The following is a 26584-nucleotide window of genomic DNA, read 5'->3' on the forward strand; positions in this document are numbered from 1 at the left end:
CGAGCGGGGTCCAGCCCCGTCATCGGCCCTCGCGCCCCGGAGAGGTCCTGCGCCCTCACTCCTCCAGATCCGGCAGCCGCGACGGGCTGGGGCAGATGCGTTCGCCGTGCTGGTCGAAGACGAACAGATGGGCGAGGTCGACCAGGAGCGGGACCTGCATGCCGTGCTGCAGGCGGATGTCGGGGGTGGTGCGGACGATCAGATCGCCGGGCAGGCGCGGCTCGACCGCGGAGGACGGCGGTTCCGGCTCCGGTGGCCGCTCCAGGGTGGCCACGCCTGATGAGCGCAGCGCCACCGCGCGCTCGCGCAGCCGCTCCAGGACCGTGCCGTCGCGGCGGCGCCGCCGGTCGGTGCGGCCGGGCCGCGGGCGCGGGGCCTCCAGTTCCGGGACGACGGCGGGGCTGGAGCCGGTGTTGAAGTGGACGAGGACCTCGTGCCCCTGGAACTCCAGGTGCTCCACCAGCCCGGTGAGCGGCACCTCGCCGGGGCGGGCGGCGCTGGGCTTGGCGATCCGGACCGCCTCGGAACGCAGGCCCACGATGACCTCGCGGCCCTGCTGGACCCGGAGCAGCTGGTGGTCCAGGGACAGCGGTTCGGGCAGCCGCAGGAACTGCTTGCCGAGGCTGATGCTCATGGCGCCGTCGAGCGGGGCGCGGATCAGGCCGCGCAGCAGGTTGATGCGCGGGGTGCCGATGAACGCGGCGACGAAGACGTTCTTCGGCAGCGCGTACACCGTGCGCGGGCTGCCGACCTGCTGGAGCACCCCGCCGCGCAGCACGGCGACCCGGTCGCCGAGGGACATCGCCTCGGCCTGGTCGTGGGTGACGTAGACGGTGGTGACACCCAGCTTGCGGGTGAGCGTGGAGATCTCGGCACGCAGATGGTTGCGGAGCTTGGCGTCCAGGTTGGACAGCGGCTCGTCCATCAGGAAGGCGGAGGGGTGGCGGGCGATGGCCCGGCCCATGGCGACCCGCTGCCGTTCGCCGCCGGAGAGCTGGGCGGGGAAGCGGTCGAGGATGTCCTCGATGCCCAGCATGCGCGCGGTGGCGTCCACGCGCGGGCCCGGGTCCTCGCCGGGGGCCTCGATGCGCAGCGGGAAGCTGATGTTGTCCCGGCTGGTCATCCGCGGGTAGAGGGCGAAGTTCTGGAACACCATCGCCATGTCCCGCTCCGACGGGGGCAGATCGTTGCTCAGCTCGCCGTCGAGGAAGAGGTGACCCTCGTCGATGGTCTCCAGGCCGGCGATCATCCGCAGCACGGTGGACTTGCCGCAGCCGGACGGGCCGAGCAGGACGAGGAACTCGCCAGGGGCGATGTCGAGGGAGAGGTGCTCCACCACGCGGACGCCTCGCGTGTAGGACTTGCTCACGTCGTGCAGGGAGATGGCGCGTGTCATGAGGGTGCCCCCGGGGGCTCACTAGGCGCTGGTGCTCCGCGGTTCTGACGCCTCGTCCGGGTAGTACGGGGCGTTTGAGTCACGGAAGCTAACGGATTGTGGCCGGAACGGGGAAGACACGTGACGAGATCTCGGCGCCCCCGTCCGCCTGTTGAGACGACGGACCGGGTGGAACCAGTCGTCCTCTCAGTCGTCCTCTCAATCGTCCTCTCAGCAGGGCGTCGGCGGCCCGGCGGCGCGGTCGGGTCAGCGAGGCGTGCGGCAGTGAACTCCACCAGGGCCGGCGGTGCGACGACGTTAGGTACCGCTGAACGGCGTCAACAAGACGTTGACCCGCGAGCAGTAAGCGCAAAACTGCTGGTCAGGGCTTTGCTCAGGTCAGCGCCTCGAGCTTTTCGGTCGTCTCGGCCTCCGCCGGGGCCACCTCGACCGGTATGCCGTTGAGGACGGCGTTGCCGGACAGCGGGTCCAGCCGGGTGCCGTCGAGGAGCTGGTTGACGTTGGCTCCGGGGTCGCCGGCGGCGTGCCGCAGCCGGGTGCCGGGGCGGTCGTGGCCCCAGCCGTGCGGGAGGCTCACCACGCCCTTGCGCACCGCGTCGGTGATCTCGGCGGGCGCGGTCACCGCTCCCCCGGCGCCGGTGATCCGCACCGGCTGTCCGTCGGTGATGCCGAGGCGCTCGGCGTCGTCGGGGTGCAGGTGCAGGGTGCAGCGGTTGGAGCCGCCGGTGAGGGCGGGCACGTTGTGCAGCCAGCTGTTGTTGGACCGCAGATGGCGGCGGCCGACGAGGACGAGTCCCTCGGCGCGCTCGTGGAGGGCGGTGCGCAGCCGGGGCAGGTCGGCGGCGATCGGTGCGGGCAGCAGCTCCACCTTGCCGCTGCGGGTCTTCAGCGGCTGCGGCAGCCTCGGGCGCAGCGGGCCGAGGTCGATGCCGTGCGGGTGCTCCAGCAGCCGGGCGAGGTGGAGTCCGTCGGGGCGGGCGCCGAAGCCGTCGCCGTAGGGGCCGAGGCGCAGCATCATGTCCAGGCGCCGCTCGGGGCCGTCGGCGCCGGTCAGCAGGCCCGCGAGTTCCTTCGGGTCGCGGCCGTGCACCGGGGAGACGGGGTCGTTCACGGCCTTGCCGAGGGTCTGGTCGATCACCATGTCGTCCACGGCGGACGGGTCGGCGCCGTGCATGCCGGTGGCGGCGAGGACCAGCCGGGCCAGGATCTCCGTCTCGGCCATGCGGCCGGGCTCCAGGGGGACGGCGGGGCGGGTGTAGCGGACCTGGTTGCGGACCGCGAGGGTGTTGAAGGCGAAGTCGTAGTGCGGGCTCTGCGAGGGCGGGGGCGGCGGCAGCACCACGTGGGCGTGGCGGGAGGTCTCGTTGAGGTAGGGGTCGACGCTCACCATGAAGTCGAGCGAGCCGAGGGCCTTGTCGAGGCGGTTGCCGTCGGGTGCGGAGAGCACCGGGTTGGCGGCGACCACGATCAGGGCGCGGATCGGTTCGCCCTCGTCGGTGACGGTGTCGATCTCCTCGGCGAGGGCCGGCAGCGGCAGTTCGGACTTGGCCTCGGGGTGGCGGGAGACGCGTGAGTGCCAGCGACCGAGGGCGAATCCGCGGCCGGGTCCGGCGGGGCGCGGGGTCTTGTCGGTGGCCGACAGCGGGAAGAGGGCGCCGCCGGGCCGGTCGAGGTTGCCGGTGAGGATGTTGAGGACGTCGACCAGCCAGGAGGCGAGCGTGCCGTGCGGGACGGTGCAGCTGCCGATGCGGCCGTAGACGGCGGCGGTGGGGGCGGCGGCGAGTTCGCGGGCGAGGGTGCGGATGGTGTCCGCGTCGACGTCGCAGGCCGCGGCGGCGGCCTCGGGGGTGAAGTCCCGCAGGGCGTCGCGGAGTTCGCCGAGACCGTCCAGGTGCGGGGTGAGCGGGCCCGGGTCGGCGAGCCCTTCGTCGAGGAGCGTGTGCGCCATCGCCGCGAGCAGCAGGGCGTCCGTGCCGGGGCGGACCGCGATGTGCCGGTCGGCGAGGCGGGCGGTGCGGGTGCGGCGCGGGTCGACGACGGTGAGGGTGCCGCCGCGGGCCTTGAGCGCCTTGAGGCGGCCGGGGAAGTCCGGGGCGGTGCACAGACTGCCGTTGGACTCCAGCGGGTTGGCGCCGATCAGCAGGAGGTGGTCGGTGCGGTCCAGGTCGGGGACGGGGATGGCGTTGGCGTCGCCGAAGAGCAGCCCGCTGGAGACGTGCTTGGGCATCTGGTCGACGGTGGAAGCGGTGAACAGGCTGCGGGTGCCGAGCCCGGCGACCAGCAGGGGCGGGTAGAGGGCGCCCGCCATGGTGTGCACATTGGGGTTGCCCGAGGACCACGCCCACCGAGTTCGCGCCGTATCGCCCGGCGACGGGCCGGAGGCCGGCGGCGACCGCGTCGAACGCCTCCTCCCAGGTGGCCTCGCGCAGCTCGCCTCCGTCGCGGACGAGGGGGGTGCGCAGCCGGTCGGGGTCGTTGTCCAGTTCCGGGAAGGCAGCGCCCTTGGGGCAGATGAAGCCCTTGCTGAACACGTCCTCGCGGTCGCCGCGGGCTCGGGTGACCCTGCCGTCCTCGATGGTGAGCGTCAGGCCGCAGGTGGCCTCGCACAGGGGGCAGATGCGCAGAGCGGTGCGGCACACGGGTCCTCCCGGGTACGGCGGCGGCACTCGGACGGACCGAGCATACCGACCGGTAGGCATGGAGGGGAGGGGTTTCGGCGCGCGAACCCGGCCGGCTTGCGAGCCGGGCGGGTCGGTCCAGCCGGAACGATCAGGGTCCTACGGCCGGAACGGTCAGGGTCCTACGGCCGGAACGATCAGGGCCTTAAGGCCGGAACGGTCAGGGTCATGCAGCCGGGCGGGGACGGCTCAGTCCAGCACGCGGGCGAGGTAGGCCCGCAGCATCTCCCGCAGCTCCTCGATGACCTTCTCGTCCCCTTCGGGCGACAGCCGGAAGGCGAGCTGGATGAGGCCGTCGGCGGTCTCGACGGCGATCAGGACGGTGCGGCGCAGGTTCTCGTCGGCGGTGCGGCCGAGGTGGGCGGAGAGCAGGTCGGTGAGGCGGTCGGCGACGCGGTGGTTGGGCTCGGTGCGCTCGGTGCCCACCGGTATCTGGTTGCCGAAGTCGACCAGGGAGAAGCCGGGGGCGGTGCGCTTCATGTCCAGGTACTCGCCGATCACGACGTCCATGGCATGGCGCCAGCCGCGGTCCCCGGCGCCCTTGAGGCGGTCGGTGACCCGTGCGGTGAAGCGCTCCAGGTTGCGCTGGGCCAGGGCGTCCGCCATCTGCCGCTTGTTGCCGAAGAAGCGGTAGACGGAGCCGATGGGCACACCGGCCCGCTGGGCGACGGCGCGGGTGCTCAGGTCGTCGTAGCCGACCTCGTCGAGGAGGTCGGCGCAGGCGTCCAGGATCCTGGCCAGCCGTTCGGCGCTGCGCCGCTGCACGGGGGCACGGCGGAGAGAGGTCACATGGGACACGGCCCTCATGATGCCTGTTCGCCACCGGCCGGTGAACCTCGCCCTCCGCCCGCGGCCGGGGCGCCCTTCCCGCCGCTGTCCTCCGGCGGGGTGCCGTTCCCGCCGCCGTCCTCCGCAGGGGTGCCGCCCCCGCCGCTGTCCTCCGGCGGGCTGCCGTTCCCTCCGCTCTCCCCCGCCGGCGTGCCGGCCGGGCCCGGGGCCGGCTCCGAGACGGTGACGTCGGCGGTGCTCTCCACCGGCTCCCCGTCGACGGCCCACCCCGAGCCGTCGTCGGCGTAGAGGCGGGCGGTGACCTGGTGGGTGCCGCGCGGCAGCATCCGGGCGGACAGATGGTGCTCGGCGGTGCGCAGCCGGGCGACGAGGCGGTCGTCGACGTAGAGGTGCGCCAGTCCGCGGCCGGCCTCCGCCCGCTTCGGCGCCCCCTGGGGCGAGAAGCGGAAGTTGCGCAGGGTGAGGCGTACGTCCCAGCCGCCGTCGGGGTCGGGGGTGACCTCGACGCGGACCTCGGGGGCGTCCTGCTCGTCCACCTCGCGGTAGGGCCGCCCGTCCGGGTCGCGGTCCTCCAGCAGCTTGCCCACCGGCGAGGGCGAGACCGCGTCCGACTCCGGGGCGTCACGGGAGGCGCAGCCCGTGGCCCCGGCCACGGTGACCGCGCAGACCGCGAGCGCGGCGATCAGGCTCCGCGTCCTGGACATGCCAGGACCGTAGAACAGCGGTGCGAGCCCGCGGATCCACCTGGAGTCGGGTTCGGGGTCATCCGCCGAGAGGACCGAGAGGATTACGTCCCCCCTCTACGCACATCGGTCCGCGCGGCCCTCTTGCGCCGGGGAAACCGCAATCCTACGGTGATGCATAGGAATCAATCCGCGCCGCAAGGGAGCAGCGAAGATGAGTGATGGGGGCACCGCCCGGGCGGGCGAGTCGGAGCGCGACGAGGCGCGCAAGGTCGCCGAGGCGCTGACCTATCTGTCCGGCTTCGGCAACGAGCACAGCTCGGAGGCCGTGCCGGGCGCCCTGCCCGTGGGACGGAACTCGCCGCAGCGCGCTCCGCTCGGCCTGTACGCGGAGCAGCTGAGCGGTACGGCCTTCACCGAGCCGCGGGCCGTCAACCGCCGCTCCTGGCTGTACCGGATCCGCCCGTCGGCCGCCCACCCGGCGTTCACCCGCACCGGCAACGGCACGCTGCGCACCGCCCCGTTCAACCAGACCGCGCCGGACCCCAACCGGCTGCGCTGGGACCCGCTGCCCGAGCCCGGACCGGACACGGACTTCCTGGCCGGCCTGTGGACCCTGGGCGGCAACGGGGACGTCACCCAGCGCACCGGCATGGCCGTGCACCTGTATCACGCCAACGCCTCCATGAAGCGCGTCTTCAGCAACGCGGACGGCGAGCTGCTGATCGTCCCGGAGCGCGGCGGGCTGCTGCTGCGCACCGAGTTCGGCCTGCTGCACGCCGAGCCGGGGCACATCGCGCTGATCCCCCGCGGCGTCCGCTTCCGGGTCGAGCTGCTGGACAGCACGGCCCGTGGCTACGTCTGCGAGAACTACGGCGCCGCCTTCCGCCTGCCCGACCTCGGCCCGATCGGCGCCAACGGGCTGGCGAACGCACGGGACTTCCAGGCGCCGGTCGCGGCGTACGAGGACGTCGAGGGCCCGGTGGAGGTGGTGAACAAGTTCTGCGGCAACCTGTGGTCGGCGACCTACGGCCACTCCCCGCTGGATGTGGTCGCCTGGCACGGCAACTATGTGCCGTACATCTATGACCTGCGCCGTTTCAATGTGCTGGGCACCATCTCCTACGACCACCCGGACCCGTCGATCTTCACGGTGCTGACCTCGCCGAGCGACACCCCCGGGCTGGCCGGGGTGGACTTCGTGGTGTTCGCTCCGCGCTGGCTGGTGGGCGAGGACACCTTCCGGCCGCCGTACTTCCACCGGAACGTGATGAGCGAGTACATGGGCCTGATCGAGGGTGCCTACGACGCGAAGGCCGAGGGCTTCGTGCCGGGCGGCGGCTCGCTGCACAACATGATGTCGGCGCACGGCCCGGACCGGGAGACCTTCGAGCGGGCGAGCAACGCGGAGCTGAAGCCGCAGAAGATCGACGACGGCCTGGCGTTCATGTTCGAGACGCGCTGGCCGGTGATCCTGACGCCGCAGGCGGCGCGCGCGGAGCACGTCCAGGAGCGGTACGACGCCGTCTGGGAAGGCTTCGAACGTCACTTCAGGGAGCAGTGATGCCGCACGCCTCTTCCGTCCACCGATTGCACTGAGCGTTCCCGACCGGTACGGATAGCCCGTGACCTCCTTCGCTCCGGATTCGATCGTCCTGAACCGCAAGCTGCCGCTCTGGTATCAGGTGTCGCAATCACTGCGCGCCTCGATCCTCGGCCGCTCGCCGCAGGACCCGCTGCGGCTGCCCACCGAGGAGCAGCTGGCGGGGCACTACGGCGTGAGCGTGCTGACCATGCGGCAGGCGCTGAAGGAGCTGGAGGACGAGGGGCTGATCTCCCGGCACCGGCGGCGGGGCACGTTCATCGAGCCCGGCGCCCGCAGGGGGTCCCCGGTGCGGCTGCTGGGCTCGGTGGACGCCATCGTGGCCCAGCAGTCCGGGATGACCACCGAGCTGCTGGAGCACGGCCCCGCCCCGGTGCCGGCGGAACTCGCCGAGCACTTCCCGGACCTGACCGAGGTGGCGACGTACCACCGGCTGCGCAGCGACGAGAAGACCGGGGAGCCCACCAACCACGCCCGCAACTACGTCCGCCCCGAACTGGCCGAGCACATCGACCTGGACGATCTGGTGCGCTGGCCCATGACCAAGGTGCTGCGGGACGTGGTCGGGGTGGACATCAGCCGCATCACCGACACCGTGGAGGCACGGCTCGCGGACCCGGAGACCGCCCGGCTGCTGGAGGTCCCGCTGCTGAGCCCGATCCTGCACTACACCGGCATCACCTACGACACCGGCGGACGCCCGCTGGACGTGGCCGTCATCAACTACCGGGGCGACCGCTTCTCCTTCACGGTCACCCTGGACGCCACCTGACCCGGCCGTCGGTGCCAGGTCGTACGATGCCCTGCGTGACGCACGACGACGCTCCGCTGCTGGCGGATCTGATGCCGTGGTCCGTCGCACCGCCCCGGCTCGGCCGGGCCTGGCCGGCGGGCCCCGACGCGGCGTCCCTGAAGGCCCGTTGGGCGGCGCTGGTCGAGGCCGAGGGACCCGACCGCGAGGCACTTCTCCAGCCGACCCGCGCACGCACCCTGCACACGGCGGTCGGCCGGCTGCCGGGCTCGGGCGGCGGCACGGAGCGCCTGGCCCGCGCGGCCGGCCCGTGCCCGGACCCGGTCCGCGTCCTGTATGCCCCGTTCGACGAGCAGTGGCTGATCCCCGACCACCGGCTGATAGACGCGGCCCGCCCGGAGCTGTGGCGGGTGGCCGACGCCCACCAGATCTTCCTGCTGGAGACGGGCGCCGCCGGGCGCACCCCGGCCGACGCCGGAGCCGACTCGGGCCCTCCCCTCGTCGCCACCTCCCTCCTCCCCCTGCTGCGCCCCGGCCGCGTCCGTCCCCTCTACCGGCGGCCCGGCGGCCGGGAGCCCAATCTCGCCCCCGGCCTGCTCGCCCACCTCACCGACCGTCACGGCCGGGAGGCCGGCCCGCTCGACGTCCTCGCCTGGACCCTGGCCGTGGCCCGCCCGTCGCCCGGCGGGCTCGCCGTGCCGCTCACCGGGGACGCGGAGGCCTGGGCGCGGGGTGTGGCGGTCGGCCGCCGGATGCTGTGGCTGATGCGGCGCGACGGGGAGCGTCCGAAGCTTCCCGGCGGGCGCCGCCCGTACGTCCGCGCACCGCTGCCGTCCCGTCCGCTGACCCTGCACTACGACCGGGACGAGGAGAGCCTGCACCTCGACGAGGGCCGCATCGCGCCGGTGCCGGCGGCGGCCTGGGACTTCGAGCTGGGCGGCACCCGCGTCCTGGAGCAGTGGTTCACCGCCCGCACGGCCCCGGCCGAACCGGGCACCCTGGCCGCGATCCGCCCGCCGGCCTGGCCGCAGACCTGGACCTCGGAGCTCCTGGAGCTGATCACGGTCCTGGCCCTGCTGGCGGAACTCCGCCCCCGGCAGGCCGCCTTGACGGTCCCCGACCCGGTGACCGCCACCGACCTGCACATGGCCGGAGTCCTGCCGCCCCCGCCCTCGGCCAGCCGTCCCGCCTCCGTCCTGGACACCCAGGAGGAGGGCCCGGAGGGCCAGCTCGCGCTGATCTGAACCGGAGGGTGGTGACGGCAGCACGCGAGCTGTTCGGGAACGCGGGGTGCCCGAGGGCGCGGCCTGGCCGGTGGCGCATCCCGTGGCGGGGTCGCTGGGCTGGTGCGCGGTCCTGCTCGCGGTGTTCGTGCCGCTGGCCGTACGGCAGTACGCGCACGGGCAGCGGTGAGGTCCTGGAGAGTTTCCGGCGGGCCCCCGGTGTGCTGCCGGGTGGGACCGGGGGCGCCGGCGTGCGGTGATGTGTGGGTCAGTGGCCGCCGAACAGGGTGCGGCGCAGACGGCGCAGAGGGGCGAACAGCGAGACCCGGCTGGCACGGGCGCGGGCACCCCGGGCGCCGCGGTCACGCGCGGTCAGCTCACGCATCAGCGTGGTGGCCTCCGCCGTGTCGCGCTGCGGCACGGCGGGTCCCGCCAGCACCGACAGATGCCGGTCCAGGCGCGAACTGCTCGCACCGCTCCCGCAGGTGATCGCAGGGACCCTGGCCCTGCTGCGCACTGTTATCCGTTCCATGTCACTCCCCACCCGTACGAGTCCACCCAGCCCGGGCAGGGTAACCCTATCGCCCCATCCCGGCACTCGTGTATCGAGGTCACAGGATTCACCTTCCCCATAAGGGTGTTGACGAACACTCGGCGATTACTCTCCGAATCCAACTGTTTTCAGGGCGAGTTGTGCAATGGGCTGGGTAGTGGGTTGCGGTGACCCTCCGTCAGGTTCGACGGTCACGGCGAGTGACGTCCCGGAGGTTTCCAGTCCGGTCGCCACCACGGGCGTGTCGCCCTCGAAGAGGCCGAGGGAGCGCGGTTGCGCGCCAGGGCGCATGAGCCACAACTGGTGCACGCGCCCGCCCGGGGGCTCGCCGTAGCCGCCCAGGGTGACGATCGCGCTCTCCTCCGACGCGGAAGCGATCACTCCGATCGTTCGTCCCCGTTCGTCCCGTCCGGTGCTCGCACGGGCGTCCGGGGCGGAGAGAACGTGCGCGATCTCACGTGCCCGGTCCCGCTCGGCGTCGAGTCGGTCCTGGGTCCGCTCGGCCTGCACGCCGAACAGGGCGGCGACGACCAGGGCCGCCGCGGAGGTGACCGTGGCCAGCGGCACCAGCAGCACAAGGCGCCGCCGCTCCCGCGGGCGGGGCGGGGGCTGGGTGCCCCAGACGTACGGCGGGAGCTGAGCCTCGCGCGCGGATCCGGAGCGCTGCGGTGCGGGCTCCTGCGGGATGCTGTGGATGGCCGACAGCACCCGCTCGCGCAGGGCGTCCGGTGCGGGCACGGCCGTGGACCAGGCGAGGCGGACGGTGTCCTCGGCCAGATCGCGCACCTCGGCGGCGCAGCGGTCGCAGGACTTCAGATGCTTCTCGAACTTGACGCGCTCGGCGGGGTCGAGCGCGTCCAGCGCGTAGGGAGCGGCGAGGGAGTGCACGTCCCCGCGCCCCAGCAGCCGGCCGAAGAGCGTCATGCCGCACCTCCCAGGCAGTCGCGGAGGCGGGTGAGCCCGTCGCGCATCCGCGTCTTGACCGTACCCAGCGGCAGGCGCAGCCGTTCGGCGACCTCCCGGTAGGTGTACCCCTCGTAGTAGGCGAGGGTGACCGACTGGCGCTGCAGCGCGGTGAGCCGGTTCAGGCAGCGGCGCACCCATTCGCGCTCCAGCCCCGCCTCGACCTCCTCGGCCACCTGGTCGAAGGCGGGGCCCTCGGCCCGCCGCGCCTCCCGCTGCTCGCGCTCACCGGCGGCACGGGCGCTGCGCACCCGGTCGACCGCCCGGCGGTGGGCCAGAGTCAGCACCCAGGTCAGGGCGCTGCCCCGGCCGGGATCGAACCGCGCGGCCGAACGCCAGAGTTCGAGCAGCACTTCCTGCGACACCTCCTCCGACTGCGCGGGATCGCGCACCACCCGCCGCACCAGCCCGTACACCGGTCCGGACACCAGCCCGTACAGCTCCTCGAACGCCTTGTGGTCACCTCCGGCCACTCGCACCAGAAGCTCGTCCGCTTCCAACGGGCCTCCCCCCCTCTTCCGGCCCCTCCGGGCCACCCGAACGTCATGAGGCATTCGCGGCGAGCGCGCCTCCGGATGGGTTTACGGATCGGCGGGCCGAAAACGCGGGTCGAGCAGGAGAAAAACAGGGATTGACGCGGCGACAGGTGCGGGGAGCCGGGCAGGGGGGCGTGCCACCAGCTCCCGGCTCAGGGATCCAACGCCGCGGACGCGCGAGAAGGCGTTGGGAAATTCGACCAATCCGGCCCGCCCCGGGCTCCGAATCGAGGGGTGTAAGGCAAGTCGGCACCGAGGACGGACCGCATGACACCTAACTCCAGGACGGGCGTGGGACGCAGGAGCCTCGCGACCCTGATCAGTGGTGCGCTGGCCGCCGGGGGGCTCGCAGCCGCCGGTGTGACCACGCTGGAACCGGGGGCGGCCTCCGCCTCCAGCCACCGGGAGGCCCCGCTGATCTCGGGCACCCCGCAGTACGACAACACGGACCTGTACGCCTTCGTCAGTCCCGACAAGCCGGACACCACGACGATCATCGCGAACTGGATCCCCTTCGAGGAGCCGGCCGGCGGGCCGAACTTCTTCACCTTCGCCGAGGACGCCCAGTACGACCTGCGCATCGACAAGAACGGGGACGCACAGGAAGACCTCGTCTTCCGGTACACGTTCAAGACGCACACCAAGAACGACAAGACGTTCCTCTACAACACCGGGCCGGTCGAGAGCCTCGACGACCCGGACCTCAACATCACGCAGACCTACGACCTCGAGATGATCAAGCTGCGTCATCTCAAGGCCGAGTCCAGGACCAAGATCGCCGACGACGTTCCGGTGGCGCCGTCCAACGTCGGCAAGGCGTCGATGCCGGACTACGACAAGCTGCGCAAGGAGGCGATCCACGAACTGGCGGGCGGGGTGACGACGTTCGCCGGGCAGGCGGACGACCCGTTCTTCCTGGACCTGCGCGTCTTCGACCTGCTGTACGGAGGCAATCTCTCCGAGGTCGGCAACGACACCCTCAAGGGCTACAACGTCAACTCGATCGCCCTGCAGGTGCCCACCAGCCACATCACCGAGTCGCACGAGCAGCCGGTCGTCGGCATCTGGTCGACCACGCAGCGCAAGAACGCCAAGGGTCACTTCAAGCAGGTCTCGCGCCTGGGCAACCCGCTGGTGAACGAGGTCGTCAACCCGCTGAAGGACAAGGACACCTTCAACGCCTCCACGCCGCGGGACGACGCGCAGTTCCTGAAGAACGTGACCAACCCGGAGCTGCCGAAGCTCATCGAGGGGATCTACAAGATCCCCGCGCCGAAGGAGCCGCGCAACGACCTGGTCGACGTGTTCCTCAAGGGCGTGAAGGACCTCAACCAGCCGCCGCACGTCACCCCTTCGGAGATGCTGCGCCTCAACACCTCGATCGAGCCCACGGACAAGCCCAAGCGGCTGGGCGTGCTGGACGGCGACAACGCGGGCTTCCCGAACGGGCGCCGGCTGACGGACGACGTGATCGACGCCGCGCTCCAGGTGGTCGAGGGCGAACTCGTCGGCGCGAAGAACGACCTGGGCGACGCGGTCGACGCCAACGACAAGAAGTTCGGCGCGTCCTTCCCGTACCTGGCCAACCCCACGGAGGGGTCACGCGGCCCGCTGGCCGAGGGTGTGAAGAGCGGCAACGACGTGCGCAGCCAGCTGGGTGACGCACTGCGGCCCGCCGCGGCCGAGGGCTCCGGCAACACCACGCTGATCGCCGCGTCCGCGGGCGCGGGAGCCGGCGGCATCCTGCTGATCGGCCTGGCCCTCGCGTGGTGGCGCCGGATGCGCGGCCGGGCGTACTGACCGGCCTCGGGTGAGCACCCACCCGCGGACGGACGTACTACCGCGCGGGTGAGCACCCACCCGCGGACGGACGTACTACCCCGCGGGTGAGCACCCGTCCCCGACCGGCACGGCCCGTTCCCCACTCATCCCCCACGGCACGGGCCGTGCCCCACACCCCCCACACCCCACAACCCACCCAGCCCCACGCCCGCCACACCCCCACTCGACCCCCGCACCCCCACGCCCGCCACACCCCCACTCGACCCCCGCACCCCCACGCCCCAGCGACCGCACACCGAACGAGGAGAGGGCATGCCTCCGCGCACGACGGACAGCGCTCAGGAGAAGGCCGAGCCCACCGGGCCGTCCGCCCCCGACACCGCCCATCCGCCGGCGGGCGAGGGCCCGGTGACCGGCTCGGCAGACGCACCCGCCGCCGACTCCCCTCCCCAGGCGACTCGCGTCCGCGCCTTCCGCCGGTTCGCGGCCAGCGCGCGGCGCTCCCGCGGCCTGCATCTCGCCTCGTGCGCCGCGCTGCTGGCCGTCGCCATGACCGCAGGAGCCGTGGCGGTCGGCGGCGTTCGCCAGGACGCCCCGGCCGGGTCCGACGCCGCTCCCGCCGGTGATTTCGCCCCCACTGCGCTCACCGGTGATCTCGACGCGGGCATCCGTTCCCTGCAGGCCCATCTGCGGGCCCAGCCGCGGGACTTCACCGGATGGGCGACCCTGGGCCTCGCCTACGTCGAGCAGGCGCGGATCAAGGGCGACCCCTCGCGCTACCCCCAGGCGGAACGGGCGATCAAACGCTCCCTCGCCGTGTCACCCGGCAACGACCAGGCGCTCAGCGCACGCGCCGCGCTGGCCGCCGCGCGGCACGACTTCCCCGGGGCGCTGAAGCACGCGGAGCAGGCCCTGAAGCGGAACCCCTACAGCGAACGCGCGCTGTGCACCCGGATCGACGCGCTGGTCGAGCTCGGCCGGTACCAGGACGCCGCCGAGGCGGCCGACATCGCCGACGACCGCAGGCCGGGGGTCCCGGTGTTCACCCGGTACGCGTATGTGCAGGAGCTGCGCGGCGACGTGGGCATCGCGCGCCGGGTGCTGCAGCAGGCGCTGAAGTCGGCGTCCTCGCCCGCGGACGTGGCCTACGTGGCGACGGCGCTCGGTCAACTGGCCTGGAACCAGGGCGACTACAAGGCCGCGCTGCGGCACTACGGACGGGCGCTCGCCGCCGACGACGGTCATCTGCCCGCGTTGGAGGGCCGCGCCCGCGCCCAGGCGGCGAACGGTGACCGCGCCGGGGCGATCCGGACGCTGGAGCAGGTCGTCGCCCGCTCCCCGCTGCCGGGGCCGCTGGTGGCCCTCGGCGAGCTGTACGAGGCCCGGGGCGGCGACGGCGACCGGGCCAAGGCACGGGACCAGTACGCCCTGGTCGACGCCTGGACCTCGCTCGCCCGGGCCGGAGGGGTCAACGCCGACCTGGACACCGCGCTGGCCCTCGCCGATCACGGCGATCCCGCCCAGGCGCTGCGCGCGGCCCGAGCGGAGTGGGAGCGCCGGCGCACCGTGCACACCGAGGACGCGCTCGCCTGGGCGCTGCACGTCAACGGCCGCGACAACGAGGCCCTCGCCCACGCCCGCCGGGCCACGGCGACCGGGTACCGCAACGCCGTCTTCCTCTACCACCGCGGCATGATCGAGCGCGCCACCGGCCACCACGAGGCCGCCCGCGCCTCGCTGAAGGCGGCCCTGGAGCTCAACCCGGGCTTCTCACCGCTGGGCGCCCGCGAGGCACGGGCCGCGCTGAAGGACCTGAAGGATCTGAAAGACCGAAAGGATCTGAAGGACCTCAAGGATCCGGAGGCGGCGCGTTGATCCTCCGCCCTTCGAGCCTCCGCCGTGCGCTCGCCGCCGGCTCCGCCGTGCTCACCGCCGCCTGTGCGCTCGTCCTGGTCCCGGCCCCGGCGGCGAGCGCGCATCCGCTCGGCAACTTCACCGTCAACCGCTACGACGGCCTGGTGGCCGCGCCCGGCGAACTCCGCGTCCACCATGTGGAGGACCTGGCCGAGATCCCGGCCACCCAGGCCGGTCCGGACGTCGAGCGGCTGGGCATCGACCGCTGGGCCCGGGAGCGCTGCGCGGCAGCCGCCGGAGACAGCGAGGTCCGGGTCGACGGGCGGAAGGTGCCGGTCACCGTCACCAGCAGCCGGGCGCGGGTCCGGCCGGGGCAGGCCGGGCTGGACACCCTGCGGGTGGAGTGCGGGCTGACCGCGCCGCTCCCCGAGGGCGAGACGGTGGCGGTCGGGTTCCGGGGCGCCGGCGCCTCCTCGGGGCCGGGCTGGCGGGAGATCACGGCGCGCGGCGACCGGATGACGCTCACCGCCTCGGACGTGCCGGAGAACTCGGTGTCCCGTGAACTTACCCGGTATCCGGAGGAGTTGCTGTCCTCCCCCGCCGACACCGTGAGCGCGAGCCTGCGGGTGCGTCCCGGCGGGCCCGCGCTGGCCGAGGAGGGCGGCGAGGCTCCCGCCTCCTCCGTGCTGCCGCGCGGGGCCGACCGGTGGACCCGCGCCCTCGACGATCTGGTCGCCCGGCACGATCTCACCGCGGGCTTCGCCGCCCTCGCCCTGCTGATCGCCGTGTTCCTGGGCGCGATGCACGCGCTGGCACCGGGGCACGGAAAGACGCTGATGGCCGCGACGGCGGCGGCACGCGGAGGCCGGGCCCGCCTCCGGGACGTGCTGCCCATGGCGGCCTCGGTGACGATCACGCACACCCTCGGCGTGGTCGCCCTGGGCCTGCTGGTGACGGCAGGCTCGGTGGCCGCCCCCTCGGTGATCGCCTGGCTCGGCATCGCCAGCGGCGTCCTGGTCACCCTGGCGGGCGCGAGCCTGGTGCGCCGGGCCCTGCGCAACCGGCCCGGCTCACCCGGCCACTCTCACGCGCCCCGACACGGGCACACCCACGAGCACCCGGACGGACCCCACCCCGGCCACGAGCACACCCACGCCCACCCCGACGACCACGGACACGGACACGACGACCCCGCGCACCCGCACTCCCACCCGCACGACCACGGCGCGGCGCACGAGCACCCGTCCCACTCCCTGACGCACACCCACGGCGGCCGCACCCACACCCACGCGGTCGCTCCCACCCTGCGCGGCACCATCCTGCTCGGCTTCGCCGGGGGGCTGGTGCCGAGCCCCTCGGCCGTCGTGGTGCTCGTCGGCGCCGCCGCGCTCGGCCAGGCCTGGTTCGGGCTGCTGCTGGTCGTGGCGTACGGCGTGGGACTGGCCCTCACCCTCACCGCCGCCGGGTACGCCGTGGTGAAGGCGGGCAGCGGTGCGGCCCGGCTGCTGGCGCGCCGCCCCCGCTGGACGAGGAGCCCGCTGGCCGCCTTCGCGCGCCGCGCCGCCCCGCTGGGCTCGGCGTTCGTCGTGGTGGCTCTCGGGGCGGGTTTGGTGTTCAGGGGGGCCGCATCCGCTCTCGGCTGAGCTACTTTCATCAGGTACGGGAAGATTCGCCCGGATGCGAAATGGGGGCGCCGTGTCCGAAGAACCGGGCCAGGAGCGGGTGATCGCGGGCCGTTACCGCCTGCTGTCGCCACTCGGCGAGGGCGGTATGGGCACGGTCTGGCGGGCCCGCGACGAGGTGCTGCACCGCGAGGTCGCCGTCAAGGAGGTGCGCGCCCCGGCGGGGCTGCCGGCATCCGATGTGGAGCGGATGTACGCCCGGCTGGAGCGGGAGGCGTGGGCGGCGGCCCGGGTCGCCGACCGCCATGTGGTGACGGTGTACGACGTGGCGATGGAGGAGGGGCGTCCGTGGATCGTCATGGAGCTGATCCGCGGCCTGTCCCTCGCCGAGGTGCTGGACGCCGAGGGTCCGCTCTCCCCGCAGCGCGCCGCGCACATCGGCGCGGAGGTGCTGGCGGCGCTGCGGGCGGCGCACTCGGCCGGGGTGCTGCACCGGGATGTGAAGCCTGCCAATGTGCTGATCTCGAACGACGGCCGGATCGTGCTCACCGACTTCGGCATCGCCATGGTCGAGGGCAGCTCCGCGCTGACCATGACCGGCGAGGTCGTCGGCTCGCCGGAGTTCCTCGCCCCGGAGCGGGCGCTGGGCCGCACCCCGGGCCCCGAGTCGGATCTGTGGTCGCTCGGGGTGCTGCTGTACGCGGCGGTCGAGGGCCATTCGCCGTTCCGTCAGGACACCCCGCTGAGCACGCTGCGGGCGATCGTGGACGAGGAACTGCCGCCGCCGCGCCGGGCCGGTCCGCTCACCCCGGTGATCGAGGGGCTGCTGCGCAAGGATCCGGCGGAGCGGCTGTCGGCGGGTCAGGCGCTGGCGGATCTGCGGGTGATCGGCGAGGGAGGCTCGCCGCACGCGGCTCCGGCGGGCCCGGACCCGTACGCCCCGACGGTGGCGGCCCCGCAGCCGGGCCCGCCCACGGGTCCGCAGGCCCACCGCAGTGCCGGTGCCACGCCTGCGATGCCGGGCCCGGGTGTGCCGGACGGCACCGCCCAGGTCACCCGGCAGGAGCCGGAGCACTCCCGCCGCTCCCGGATCGCGCTGATCGCGGGCGTGACCGTGCTGGTCCTGGCGCTGGCGGCGCTGACGTACGGGCTGATGAACCGCGGCGACGGAGGCGGCGGGGGCGAGGCCGGCACCGGTACCGAGGTGAGCACGCCCGCGCAGACCGGTGACGAGGAGGAGCGCCGCGAGAACCCGCGGACCTCGGGTCCGCCGACCTCGCCGACGCCGAGCGAGTCGGAGCGGACCAGTGAGCCTGCGCAGACGGTGCGGGTGACGGTGCACGGGGAGCGCACCGAGTACTCGGGGACCTGTCCCCCGCCGAGCGCCGAGGCACCGTCGTTCACGGCGACGTTCACGGTGGGCCGGCTGCCGGCCGAGGTGAGCTACCGCTGGGTGGCCGAGGGCGGCGCGGTGGACGACACGGGGTGGCGCACGCTGTCGTTCCCGGAGGGCGGCGGTCAGACCAAGCGGGACACGGTGGTGGTGACGACGTATTCGGAGACGGGCACGCTGCAGAGCGCGATCGGTGTGGAGGTGCGCGATCCGGTGCGGCTGACGTCGCAGAAGGTGCCGTTCTCGGTGACGTGCGAGACGGAGACCCCGACGGGCGGGGCCTCCCCTTCTCCTTCCGGTTCGGTGGCCGCGCCCTGAGCGGCGGGCGCGTCCGGGTCAGGCGGCGCCGTTGAGCACCGGCAGGTAGCCGCCGGACTGGCCGGCCGCCTTGGGGTGGTACGACTCGCCGATGTTGAGCCAGTTCACGCTGTGCAGCCAGGGGCTGCCGGAGCACAGCTCGTGGCCGGTGAAGGTGGTGCGCACGTCGCCGAAGGTGAAGCCGTGGGCGCGGGCGCGCTGGGCGATGGTGTTGTTGAGGTGGTCGGCGCCGTCGTTGATCGCCTTCCGCTTGGTCTCGGAGAGGCCGACGCAGGTGGTGCCGAGCTTGTAGAAGCGCGGGTAGCCGAGGACGACGACCCGGGCGTTGGGTGCCTTGCTGCGGATGGCCGAGTAGACGTTGTCGAGCAGGCCGGGGAGCGTGGAGTCGACGTAGGACCGCGCGGTGGCGATCCGGGACAGGCAGGTGCTCTCGGACTGGAGCACACAGGTCGTCATGACGTCGGCGAAACCTGCGTCGTTGCCGCCGACGCTGATGGAGACGAGACCGGTGGTGCTGCTGAGCGGGCCGAGCTGACCGCTGAGAACATCACCCGTCCGGGCGCCCGAGCAGGCCGTGAAGGTGAAGCTGGCGGGTGAGTTGGCGGCGGCCCAGAGGTACGGATAGGCCTTCGTGCTGCGCTTGCAGTCGCCGCTGGAGGAGATGTAGCTGCCGGCTCCGACACCGGAGGAGTAGGAGTCACCGAGGGCTACATAGCCGCTGTTCGCGGCCAGTTGGGACGCGTGTGCCGTGGTGGCCCCGGTGAGGGCGGTGGCGGCGGTGAGGAGGAGTGAGCTCAGAAAGAGGACAAGTCGGGAACGTCTCATGGAACCTCCCTTTAGCAGGATCTCTGCCGCAACCGTCGTAGCAACTACGCGTGTTGACAGGAAGTGTCCATGCCAAGACCTTTGGACTATTTCCAGGAACTCCGCGACTTCTTCACGGATTCTGTGGTAAGGCGCGGATCACCCGCGAACGGCACCGGTTGAAGTACGGACGAATTCCGGACGTAGGGCCGTTCGGACCTTGACCCCCTCTGAGCGGCTGAGCCACATTGAAGCCCGACCCATGGCCAAACCATCAAAAAGGTGAGGCACGTTCCAGGTCTTGCCATACGGGTTCAATCGTCAATACCGTCATACATCTCACCCGTACCGGTGCGTCAGTACGCGACTCCAGGGGAGGGCTCAGGGGCGCGACGGGCCGGCGCGGGGCGCGGTAGGGGGGTGCCGTGCTCGTGATCGCAACCGTGAACGAGCCGTGCCGCGCGGCTGGCTGCCATTCCGCAGCCGGCCAGATTTGCCAGCTCACCCGGCGTGCACGGAGCTCCGTGCCGTCATGCCACGGGTGAGAACCCCCCTTTCGAACCGGAAGAAGAGCCGGGCTGCCCAGGGGCGGGCGGTCCACCGGACGAGAGGGACCAGACTCATGAGCTCAGTTCTGCAGCCCGCGGCCACGGATCAGGACGACAATGATCCGTCGACCTCGGGAAAGTACCGGCCAGTCTCCTCGCATCTGGCGATAGCGCCGCCGGTCAGCGTGGTCATACCGGCCATGAACGAGGCGGAGAACCTGCCGTACGTCTTCAAGACGCTGCCCGACTGGATCCACGAGGTGGTGCTGGTCGACGGCAACTCCACCGACAACACCGTCGAGGTGGCCCGCGAGCTGTGGCCGGGGGTCAAGGTGGTCGAGCAGCGCGGCAAGGGCAAGGGTGACGCCCTGATCAGCGGTTTCCAGGCCTGCACCGGGGACATCATCGTGATGGTCGACGCCGACGGCTCGGCCGACGGCAACGAGATCGTCAGCTATGTCTCCGCCCTGGTCTCCGGCGCGGACTTCGCCAAGGGGTCCCGGTTCGCCAACGGCGGCGGCACCGACGACATGACCTTCATCCGCAAGCTCGGCAACCGGGTGCTCTGCGCCATCGTCAACCGGAAGTTCGGCGCCCGCTACACCGACCTCTGCTACGGATACAACGCGTTCTGGCGGCACTGCCTGGACAAGATCGAGCTGGACTGCACCGGCTTCGAGGTGGAGACCCTGATGAACATCCGGGTCGTCAAGGCGGGCCTGAAGGTGCAGGAGATCCCGAGCCACGAGTATCTGCGCATCCACGGCACCAGCAATCTGCGCGCCGTGCGCGACGGTCTGCGGGTGCTCAAGGTGATCCTCAAGGAGCGCTCCAACCGGCGTGCGCTGCGCCGCCGCGGCCACCACTCGCCGCTGCTGGAGACGGTGCGGGAGAAGGTGTCTTGAGCGAGCCCGGGACGCCCGGCATCTCGGTCGTGATCTGCGCCTACACCGAGGACCGCTTCGAGGACGTCCTCGCGGCGGTCGCCTCGGTGCGCGCGCAGTCACGCCCGGCCCTGGAGACGCTGCTGGTCGTCGACCACAACCCGGCTCTCCTGGACCGGCTGGGCAAGGAGTTCAAGGATCCTCAGGACGGCACCGTCGTGCGGGTGCTCGCCAACGCGGGCCCGCGCGGCCTGTCCGCCGGGCGCAACACCGGGATCGCCGCCGCCCGCGGCGAGATCGTGGCGTTCCTGGACGACGACGCCGTCGCCGAACGCGACTGGCTGAAGTACCTGGCCGAGGCCTACGCCGATCCGCGGGTGATGGCGGTCGGCGGCCGCACCGAACCGATCTGGGCGTCGGGCCGGCGCCCCGACTGGTTCCCCGAGGAGTTCGACTGGGTGGTGGGCTGCACCTACCGGGGCCTGCCGCCCGGCCGCGTCCGGGTGCGCAACGTCCTCGGCGGCAACGCCTCCTTCCGGCGCAGCGCCTTCGACCATGCCGGCGGCTTCGCCACCGGCATCGGACGGGACGGCAGCAAGCGCCCGCTGGGCGGGGAGGAGACGGAGCTGTGCATCCGGCTCAGCCGCGCCTGCCCGGACGCCGTGCTGCTGATCGACGACCGGGCGGTGATCCACCACCGGGTGCCCGAGGCACGCGAGCACTTCCGCTACTTCCGCACCCGCACCTATGCCGAGGGTCTGTCAAAAGCCCTGGTGGCGCGCAGTGTCGGGGCGGACAAGGGCCTGGAGTCCGAGCGCCGCTACACCACCCGCGTGCTGCCGGCCGGGGTGGCGCGGGGACTGCGCGACGCCCTGCTGGGCCGCCCCGGCGGCGCGGGACGCGCCGGAGCCATCGTCGCCGGGGTGCTCACGGCCGCGGCCGGCTATGCGGTGGGCAGCCTGCGGGCGCGGCCGGGCGCGGTGACGTTCTCCGTGGCGGACATCGAAAGGGCCGACGCGGCTGGCGCGGACCGCAGGGCCGACGCGGACCGCAGGGCCGGCGCGGACCGCAGGGCCGGCGGTGACCGGGGCGGTGACGCACATGGATGACGTGCGCGTGCCGATCCTCATGTACCACTCGGTCGCCACCGACCCCAATGACGCGACCCGTGCGCTGTCCGTCTCCCCGCAGGCGTTCGCCGAGCAGATGGGGGTGCTCGCCGAGCAGCGGCTCACCCCCGTCACCACGGCGGAGCTGGCCGCCTGCTGGCGCACGGGCCGCCCGCTGCCCCCGCGCCCGGTGCTGGTCACCTTCGACGACGGCTACGAGGGCGTGCACCGGCACGCCCTGCCCGTGCTCGCCAAGCACGGCTTCATAGCCACCCTGTTCGTCTCCACGGGCTGGCTGCGCGGCCCGTACGACACCGGCGGCGGCCTGGACACCATGCTGGACTGGGACCAGGTGCGCGAACTGGCGGAGGCGGGCGTGGAGATCGGCGGGCACAGCCACTCCCACCCGCAGCTGGACCAGCTCGACGACCGGGCGCTGCGCTCCGAGCTGATCCTGTGCAAGGAGATCGTCTCGGACCAGCTCGGCCGCGCACCCGCCTCCTTCGCGTACCCCTACGGCTACTCCAGCCGCCGGGTGCGCGAGGCGGTGCGGGAGGCCGGGTACGCCCAGGCGCTCGCCGTGGGCAACGACCTCGCCCGGCGCGCGCAGGGGCCGTACGCGCTGCGGCGGGTGACGGTGCGCCGGAGCACCACCACCGCCGAGTTCGAGCGGCTGGTCCAGGGGCGGGCGATCGGGCGCACCTTCGCCCCGGACCGCGCGCTGACCAAGGGGTACGCCGTGGTCCGCCGGGCCCGGCAGGCGCGCCGGGCGGTGGCGCGGGCCCTGAACTGAACGGCGGGAGCGGGCAAACGGGCGGCCCTGCGCGTGTGCCCGGGAAACCGGGTGCACGCGCGCCCCGTGTGCCCGATCATGGCGGCATGTCCGCGCACCCGCACGACGCCCTGCCGATCCGGCTCACCGTCGACGACAGCGACTCCCCGGCCGATGTCGTCGACGCGCTGTTCCTCGGCCGCTTCGCGACCGGCGAGCAGCCGTTCTCGCACTCCGTCAACATCGACCGGGTCCGCTCCGGCGCGACCCTGCTGCCGGCGTCGGCGCGGGTGCTGCGGGTCGCCCGGGACGACGACCGCAGCGCCACGCTGGCCGAGGGGGACGGCTGGACACTGCTGGTCTCCCGCTGGAACCGGGGCGCCGACGTCACGGTCACGGCGACCAGCGCGGAGCTGGCCGCGAAGGTGCTGGACGAGGCCACCGACGGCGCGGCGGACGAACCGGAGCCGCAGCCGGAGAACGTCACCATGGGCTTCTGGTACGTCTCCCCGCGGCGCGGCCCGCACCGCACCACCCGGCAGATCACGGCGGGCACCTGGGAGGAGGTGCGCGGCAACTACACCGCGCCGGTGGCGGACGCGATGGACCGCCTGATGAAGACCACCCCCGAGGACATCTCCGGCCGGCTGCTCCTGCTGCACGGCCCGCCGGGCACCGGCAAGACCTCCGCGCTGCGCACGCTCGCCCGGTCCTGGCGGGACTGGTGCCAGGTGGACTGCGTGCTCGACCCCGAGCGGCTCTTCTCCGACGTGGGCTATCTGATGGACATCGCCATCGGCGAGGACGACCCGGCGGGCAAGGGCCGCTGGCGGCTGCTGCTGGAGGACTGCGACGAGCTGATCCGCGGCGAGGCCAAGCACACCGCCGGCCAGGCGCTGTCCCGCCTGCTCAACCTCACCGACGGGCTGCTCGGCCAGGGCCGCAATGTGCTGGTGGGGGTCACCACCAACGAGGACCTGGAGCGGCTGCACCCGGCGGTGGTCCGGCCCGGCCGGTGCCTGGCCCGGATCGAGGTGGGGCCGCTGACCCGCCGCGAGGCGGTGAACTGGCTGGGCCGCGAGGACGGCATCGGCCGGGAGGGCGCCACGCTGGCCGAGCTGTACGCGCTGCGCCGGGGCACCTCGCCGACGGCGCTGCCGGAGCCCCGCGGGGACACGGACGCCGGGCTGTACCTGTAGAACCCGGAATCTGCAGGGCCCGGGCTGTCCCGGTGGAGCGGCGGGTGTTTGATGGTCGTATGACCGTGTTCGTCGGGACGTCGGGCTGGCAGTACCGGGACTGGCGCGAGGTGCTGTACCCGGCGGGGGTGCCGATGCGGCTCTGGCTGGAGGAGTACGCGGCGCGCTTCGCCACTGTCGAGATCAACAACGCCTTCTACCGGCTGCCGTCCACGGAGACCTTCGCGGCCTGGCGGGAGCGCACCCCGCCGGGCTTCGTGGTCGCGGTCAAGGCGAGCCGCTACCTCACCCACATCAAGCGGCTGCGGGACCCCGAGGAGCCGGTCGAACGGCTGATGAGCCACGCGGCCGGGCTGGGCGACCGGCTCGGCCCGGTCCTGCTGCAGCTCCCGCCCACGCTGCGCGCCGACCCCGGCCTGCTGGACGCCTGTCTGCGCTGCTTCCCCGCCTCGGCGCGGGTCGCGGTGGAGCCCCGGCACGAGTCGTGGTGGACGCCTCGGGTGCGCGAGGTCCTTCAGGCCCGGGGGGCGGCGCTGTGCTGGGCGGACATCCTCTCCCGCCCCGCGACCCCGCTGTGGCGCACCGCCGACTGGGGCTACGTCCGCTTCCACCAGGGCCGTGCCCGCCCGTGGCCGCACTACGGGCGCCAAGCTCTGCACACCTGGGTGGACCGCATCGCGACGACCTGGACCTCCGGGGAGGACGTCTACGCCTACTTCAACAACGACCCGGGCGGGGCGGCGGTGCGGGACGCGGTGGCGTTCGGGCGGGCGGCGAGGTCGGCGGGACTGGACGTGACCCGGACCCCGGAGCAGGTCGCCCACGCCTGAGCGCACCGGGCGGGTCCGCTCCGGCAACCCCGCAGGGTCGCGCGCAGGGGCCACTCCCCGCAGGTCGCCCGCAGGGGCTGCTCCCCGCCGGTCGCCTGCAGGGGCCACTCCCGCCGGTCGCCCGCGGAGGCTACTCCCGCCGGTCGCCCGCAGGGGCCACTCCCCGCAGGTCGCCCGCAGGGGCCACTCCCGCCGGTCGCCCGCAGGGGCTACTCCCCGTAGGTCGCACGCAGGGCGTCCCGGACCGCGGCCAGTGCCTCGTCCTCGGTCAGCCCCAGCCGCTTCACCCGCTCGGCGAACGCCTGGGCGGCCGACGCCGCCTCCCGCTGGGCCGCCGAGCCCGCGGCGGCGATCACCGTCCCGTTGCGCCCCCGCGTCTCGATGACCCCGTCCGCCTCCAGCGCCCGGTACGCCTTGGCCACGGTGTTGGCCGCGAGGCCGAGCGTCTGGGCCAGCCCCCGGACCGTCGGCAGCCGGTACCCCACCGGCAGCGCTCCGGACCGCGCCTGCTCGGAGATCTGCGCCCGCACCTGCTCATAGGGCGGCGCACTGTCGTCGATGCGGATCTTCAGGCTCACGCCCCGATTCTCCCGCACCGGACGGAAAATGAGAGGCGCGGCCCGGCCGGTTGCTCGTAGCGTGCGCCGTCATGACTGTCATCGTGCGCGATCTGCGACCCGAGGTACGCGCCGACGCCGAGGGCTTCTCCCGCGTCCGCCGCCTCGCCGTTCCGTTCATGCTGTCCACCCCCGAGTCCGTGCTGCACGACCTGACGCACTCGCACCCGGACGCCCGCTTCACCCAGCTCGTCGCCGAGGAGGACGGCGAGATCACCGGCACCGCCCAGGTCAGCCTCGCCCACGACAGCTCCGAGCCCGGCCAGGGCAACGCCAACATCTATGTGCACCCGGAGCGGACCGGGCGCGGCGCGGGCACCCTGCTGGTGCGCACCGCCGAGGAGCGCCTGGCCGCCCTCGGCGTCCGGAAGGTCTACAGCTGGGTGCCGGACGAGCCCGCGGGCCGCGCCTTCGCCGAGCGGCGCGGCTACCGCCCCAGCCGCTCCGCCTACTTCCTGCGGCTGGACCTGGCGAACGGCACGCTGCCCCCGCTCCAGGACCCGCCCCCGGGCATGGAGCTGCGCAGCGGCGCCGACTTCGCCGGCGACCCGCGCCCGGTGTTCGAGCTGGACGCGGAGGTGACGTCGGACGAGCCGGGCGACGTCGACACCGCGCTCACCGACTACGAGGCCTGGCTGGAGGCGACCTGGCGGCACCCGCTGCTCGACCTCGGCCTGACCACCGTCGCCGTGGCGGACGGCCGCCCGGTCGCCTTCACCCTCGCGTACACCGACGGTGCCGGCCGGTACGGTACGGCCATGACCGGCACCGCCCGCGCCCATCGCGGCCGGGGCCTGGCCAAGCTCGCCAAGACCGCCTCGCTGCACCGCGCCCGCGCCGCCGGGTGCACGGAGGCCTTCACGGGCAACGACACCGGCAACGAGCCGATGATCACCGTCAACAAGTGGCTGGGCTACGAGGTCTGCGCCACGGAGGTGCGCCATGTCCGTGAACTCGGCTGACGAAGGGCCCGCCGTGGAGGTCGTCCTGGTCAAGGCGGGCCGCACCAAGATCCGTTACCCGGCGCGGCTGCTGTCCGACGACGGCAGCCGGATCGCCGTGCGCGCCCCCTGGGCGGGCGGCGGCGTGCGCGACTTCGGCTTCGTCCGCTTCGAGCCCGGTGACGTGTTCACCGAGTACTACTGGCGCGACCGCTGGTACTCGGTGAAGGAGGTCCGCGCGCACGACGGCACGCTCAAGGGCCACTACTGCGACATCACCCGCCCGGCCGTCCGCTCCGGCCCGGAGCTGGTCGTGGAGGATCTCGACCTGGACCTGTGGTGCTCGGCGGACGGCACGGACGTACGGCGGCTCGACGAGGACGAGTTCGCGGCGAGCGGCCTCGAGGCGTCCGATCCGGCGGCGGCGGCAGCGGCCGTGGCCGCCCTGGACGACCTGGAGTCCCTGGCCCGCGCGGGCGGCCTCGGCACGCTACTGGCCTGACGGGGGCTCGGCTGCCGCGCCCGCCGGGGTGACGGGGCCCTCGTCTCCGGCTCCCACCGAGGTGAGCGGGCCTCGGCTTCGGCGACCGCCTAGGTGAGCGGGCCTCGGCTTCGGCGACCGCCTGGGTGAGCAGGGCTCGACTCCGGCGTCCGCCGCAGTGAGCGGGCCTCGGCTTCGGCGACCGCCTAGGTGAGCGGGCCTCGGCTTCGGCGACCGCCTGGGTGAGCAGGGCTC

At 73.2% G+C, this 26584-nt stretch carries 22 protein-coding genes and 2 pseudogenes; 15 read left to right on the forward strand and 9 right to left on the reverse strand.

Annotated elements, in window-relative coordinates:
- Nucleotides 1-55 precede the first annotated feature (55 nt).
- The 4 genes and pseudogenes from ABD198_RS15215 to ABD198_RS15230 form a co-directional block, all read right to left on the reverse strand.
- Nucleotides 56-1396, reverse strand: a complete 1341-nt coding sequence (locus ABD198_RS15215) for an ABC transporter ATP-binding protein (protein ID WP_344001395.1) — start codon at nt 1394-1396, stop codon at nt 56-58.
- A gap of 373 nt (nt 1397-1769) precedes the next feature.
- Nucleotides 1770-4035: pseudogene (locus ABD198_RS15220) on the reverse strand (molybdopterin oxidoreductase family protein).
- 228 nt (nt 4036-4263) lie between these two features.
- Entirely contained in the window at nt 4264-4881 is a 618-nt protein-coding gene (locus tag ABD198_RS15225) for a TetR/AcrR family transcriptional regulator (RefSeq protein WP_344001396.1), read from the reverse strand.
- Nucleotides 4878-5567, reverse strand: coding sequence for a hypothetical protein (locus tag ABD198_RS15230; protein ID WP_344001398.1), 690 nt, complete (start codon nt 5565-5567; stop codon nt 4878-4880). Before ABD198_RS15230 ends, ABD198_RS15225 begins: the two co-directional genes overlap by 4 nt.
- Nucleotides 5568-5760: 193 nt before the next feature.
- Between ABD198_RS15230 and hmgA the strand changes: the two genes are divergently transcribed.
- From hmgA to ABD198_RS15250, 4 genes and pseudogenes are all read left to right on the forward strand, one after another.
- A complete protein-coding gene (gene hmgA / locus ABD198_RS15235; RefSeq protein ID WP_344001400.1) occupies nt 5761-7110 on the forward strand; it encodes a homogentisate 1,2-dioxygenase in 1350 nt (449 codons plus the stop codon).
- A 61-nt stretch (nt 7111-7171) separates the two neighbouring features.
- Nucleotides 7172-7921 carry a GntR family transcriptional regulator gene (locus tag ABD198_RS15240; RefSeq protein WP_344001402.1) on the forward strand — a complete coding sequence of 250 codons (750 nt, stop codon included), beginning with the start codon at nt 7172-7174 and terminating at the stop codon, nt 7919-7921.
- Nucleotides 7922-7947: 26 nt separating this feature from the next.
- Nucleotides 7948-9144 (forward strand): type ISP restriction/modification enzyme, encoded by a 1197-nt coding sequence (locus ABD198_RS15245; protein ID WP_344001404.1) that lies wholly within the window; start codon nt 7948-7950, stop codon nt 9142-9144.
- Nucleotides 9145-9152: 8 nt separating this feature from the next.
- A pseudogene (locus ABD198_RS15250) lies at nt 9153-9313 on the forward strand (ABC transporter permease); the annotation flags it as partial.
- A gap of 78 nt (nt 9314-9391) precedes the next feature.
- Here the strand turns inward: ABD198_RS15250 and ABD198_RS15255 are convergent.
- The 3 genes from ABD198_RS15255 to ABD198_RS15265 all read right to left on the reverse strand — a co-directional run bounded on the left by ABD198_RS15255 (nt 9392) and on the right by ABD198_RS15265 (nt 11139).
- Nucleotides 9392-9655 carry a hypothetical protein gene (locus ABD198_RS15255; RefSeq protein ID WP_344001405.1) on the reverse strand — a complete coding sequence of 88 codons (264 nt, stop codon included), beginning with the start codon at nt 9653-9655 and terminating at the stop codon, nt 9392-9394.
- Between the two features lie 126 nt (nt 9656-9781).
- Nucleotides 9782-10600, reverse strand: coding sequence for an anti-sigma factor (locus ABD198_RS15260; RefSeq protein ID WP_344001407.1), 819 nt, complete (start codon nt 10598-10600; stop codon nt 9782-9784).
- Complete coding sequence (locus ABD198_RS15265; protein WP_344001409.1) at nt 10597-11139, reverse strand: sigma-70 family RNA polymerase sigma factor; 543 nt, start codon at nt 11137-11139, stop codon at nt 10597-10599. The genes ABD198_RS15260 and ABD198_RS15265 overlap by 4 nt, the downstream gene beginning before the upstream one ends.
- A gap of 303 nt (nt 11140-11442) precedes the next feature.
- Between ABD198_RS15265 and ABD198_RS15270 the strand changes: the two genes are divergently transcribed.
- The 4 genes from ABD198_RS15270 to ABD198_RS15285 all read left to right on the forward strand — a co-directional run bounded on the left by ABD198_RS15270 (nt 11443) and on the right by ABD198_RS15285 (nt 18144).
- Entirely contained in the window at nt 11443-12975 is a 1533-nt protein-coding gene (locus ABD198_RS15270; RefSeq protein WP_344001411.1) for a DUF4331 domain-containing protein, read from the forward strand.
- 294 nt (nt 12976-13269) lie between these two features.
- Entirely contained in the window at nt 13270-14832 is a 1563-nt protein-coding gene (locus ABD198_RS15275) for a tetratricopeptide repeat protein (protein WP_344001413.1), read from the forward strand.
- Nucleotides 14829-16454 carry a HoxN/HupN/NixA family nickel/cobalt transporter gene (locus ABD198_RS15280; RefSeq protein ID WP_344001415.1) on the forward strand — a complete coding sequence of 542 codons (1626 nt, stop codon included), beginning with the start codon at nt 14829-14831 and terminating at the stop codon, nt 16452-16454. Before ABD198_RS15275 ends, ABD198_RS15280 begins: the two co-directional genes overlap by 4 nt.
- Nucleotides 16455-16488: 34 nt before the next feature.
- Nucleotides 16489-18144 (forward strand): serine/threonine-protein kinase, encoded by a 1656-nt coding sequence (locus ABD198_RS15285; RefSeq protein WP_344001416.1) that lies wholly within the window; start codon nt 16489-16491, stop codon nt 18142-18144.
- 18 nt (nt 18145-18162) lie between these two features.
- Here ABD198_RS15285 and ABD198_RS15290 read toward each other — a convergent pair whose 3' ends face one another.
- Entirely contained in the window at nt 18163-18969 is an 807-nt protein-coding gene (locus ABD198_RS15290; RefSeq protein WP_344001417.1) for an SGNH/GDSL hydrolase family protein, read from the reverse strand.
- 601 nt (nt 18970-19570) lie between these two features.
- Between ABD198_RS15290 and ABD198_RS15295 the strand changes: the two genes are divergently transcribed.
- From ABD198_RS15295 to ABD198_RS15315, 5 genes are all read left to right on the forward strand, one after another.
- Nucleotides 19571-20401, forward strand: a complete 831-nt coding sequence (locus ABD198_RS15295) for a glycosyltransferase family 2 protein (RefSeq protein ID WP_344001419.1) — start codon at nt 19571-19573, stop codon at nt 20399-20401.
- A complete protein-coding gene (locus ABD198_RS15300; protein ID WP_344001420.1) occupies nt 20398-21489 on the forward strand; it encodes a glycosyltransferase family 2 protein in 1092 nt (363 codons plus the stop codon). Before ABD198_RS15295 ends, ABD198_RS15300 begins: the two co-directional genes overlap by 4 nt.
- A complete protein-coding gene (locus ABD198_RS15305) occupies nt 21482-22282 on the forward strand; it encodes a polysaccharide deacetylase family protein (RefSeq protein WP_344001422.1) in 801 nt (266 codons plus the stop codon). The genes ABD198_RS15300 and ABD198_RS15305 overlap by 8 nt, the downstream gene beginning before the upstream one ends.
- An 86-nt stretch (nt 22283-22368) precedes the next feature.
- Nucleotides 22369-23460 carry a DUF5925 domain-containing protein gene (locus ABD198_RS15310; RefSeq protein WP_344001424.1) on the forward strand — a complete coding sequence of 364 codons (1092 nt, stop codon included), beginning with the start codon at nt 22369-22371 and terminating at the stop codon, nt 23458-23460.
- A gap of 59 nt (nt 23461-23519) precedes the next feature.
- On the forward strand, nt 23520-24290 hold the full coding sequence (locus ABD198_RS15315) for a DUF72 domain-containing protein (RefSeq protein ID WP_344001426.1): 771 nt from the start codon (nt 23520-23522) through the stop codon (nt 24288-24290).
- Nucleotides 24291-24499: 209 nt separating this feature from the next.
- Here the strand turns inward: ABD198_RS15315 and ABD198_RS15320 are convergent, their stop codons facing one another.
- Nucleotides 24500-24868: a GntR family transcriptional regulator gene (locus ABD198_RS15320; protein ID WP_344001428.1), complete on the reverse strand. Its 369-nt coding sequence runs from the start codon at nt 24866-24868 to the stop codon at nt 24500-24502.
- Nucleotides 24869-24939: 71 nt separating this feature from the next.
- On the opposite strand from ABD198_RS15320, the gene ABD198_RS15325 reads away from it, so the two are divergent.
- Together ABD198_RS15325 and ABD198_RS15330 are read left to right on the forward strand one after the other, a co-directional pair.
- Nucleotides 24940-25869 (forward strand): GNAT family N-acetyltransferase, encoded by a 930-nt coding sequence (locus ABD198_RS15325; protein WP_344001430.1) that lies wholly within the window; start codon nt 24940-24942, stop codon nt 25867-25869.
- On the forward strand, nt 25850-26350 hold the full coding sequence (locus ABD198_RS15330; RefSeq protein ID WP_344001432.1) for a ribonuclease FAU-1 family protein: 501 nt from the start codon (nt 25850-25852) through the stop codon (nt 26348-26350). The genes ABD198_RS15325 and ABD198_RS15330 overlap by 20 nt, the downstream gene beginning before the upstream one ends.
- The last annotated feature ends 234 nt before the right edge of the window (nt 26351-26584 follow it).

Source organism: Streptomyces thermocarboxydovorans, from assembly GCF_039524635.1.
Classification (GTDB): Bacteria; Actinomycetota; Actinomycetes; order Streptomycetales; family Streptomycetaceae; genus Streptomyces; species Streptomyces thermocarboxydovorans.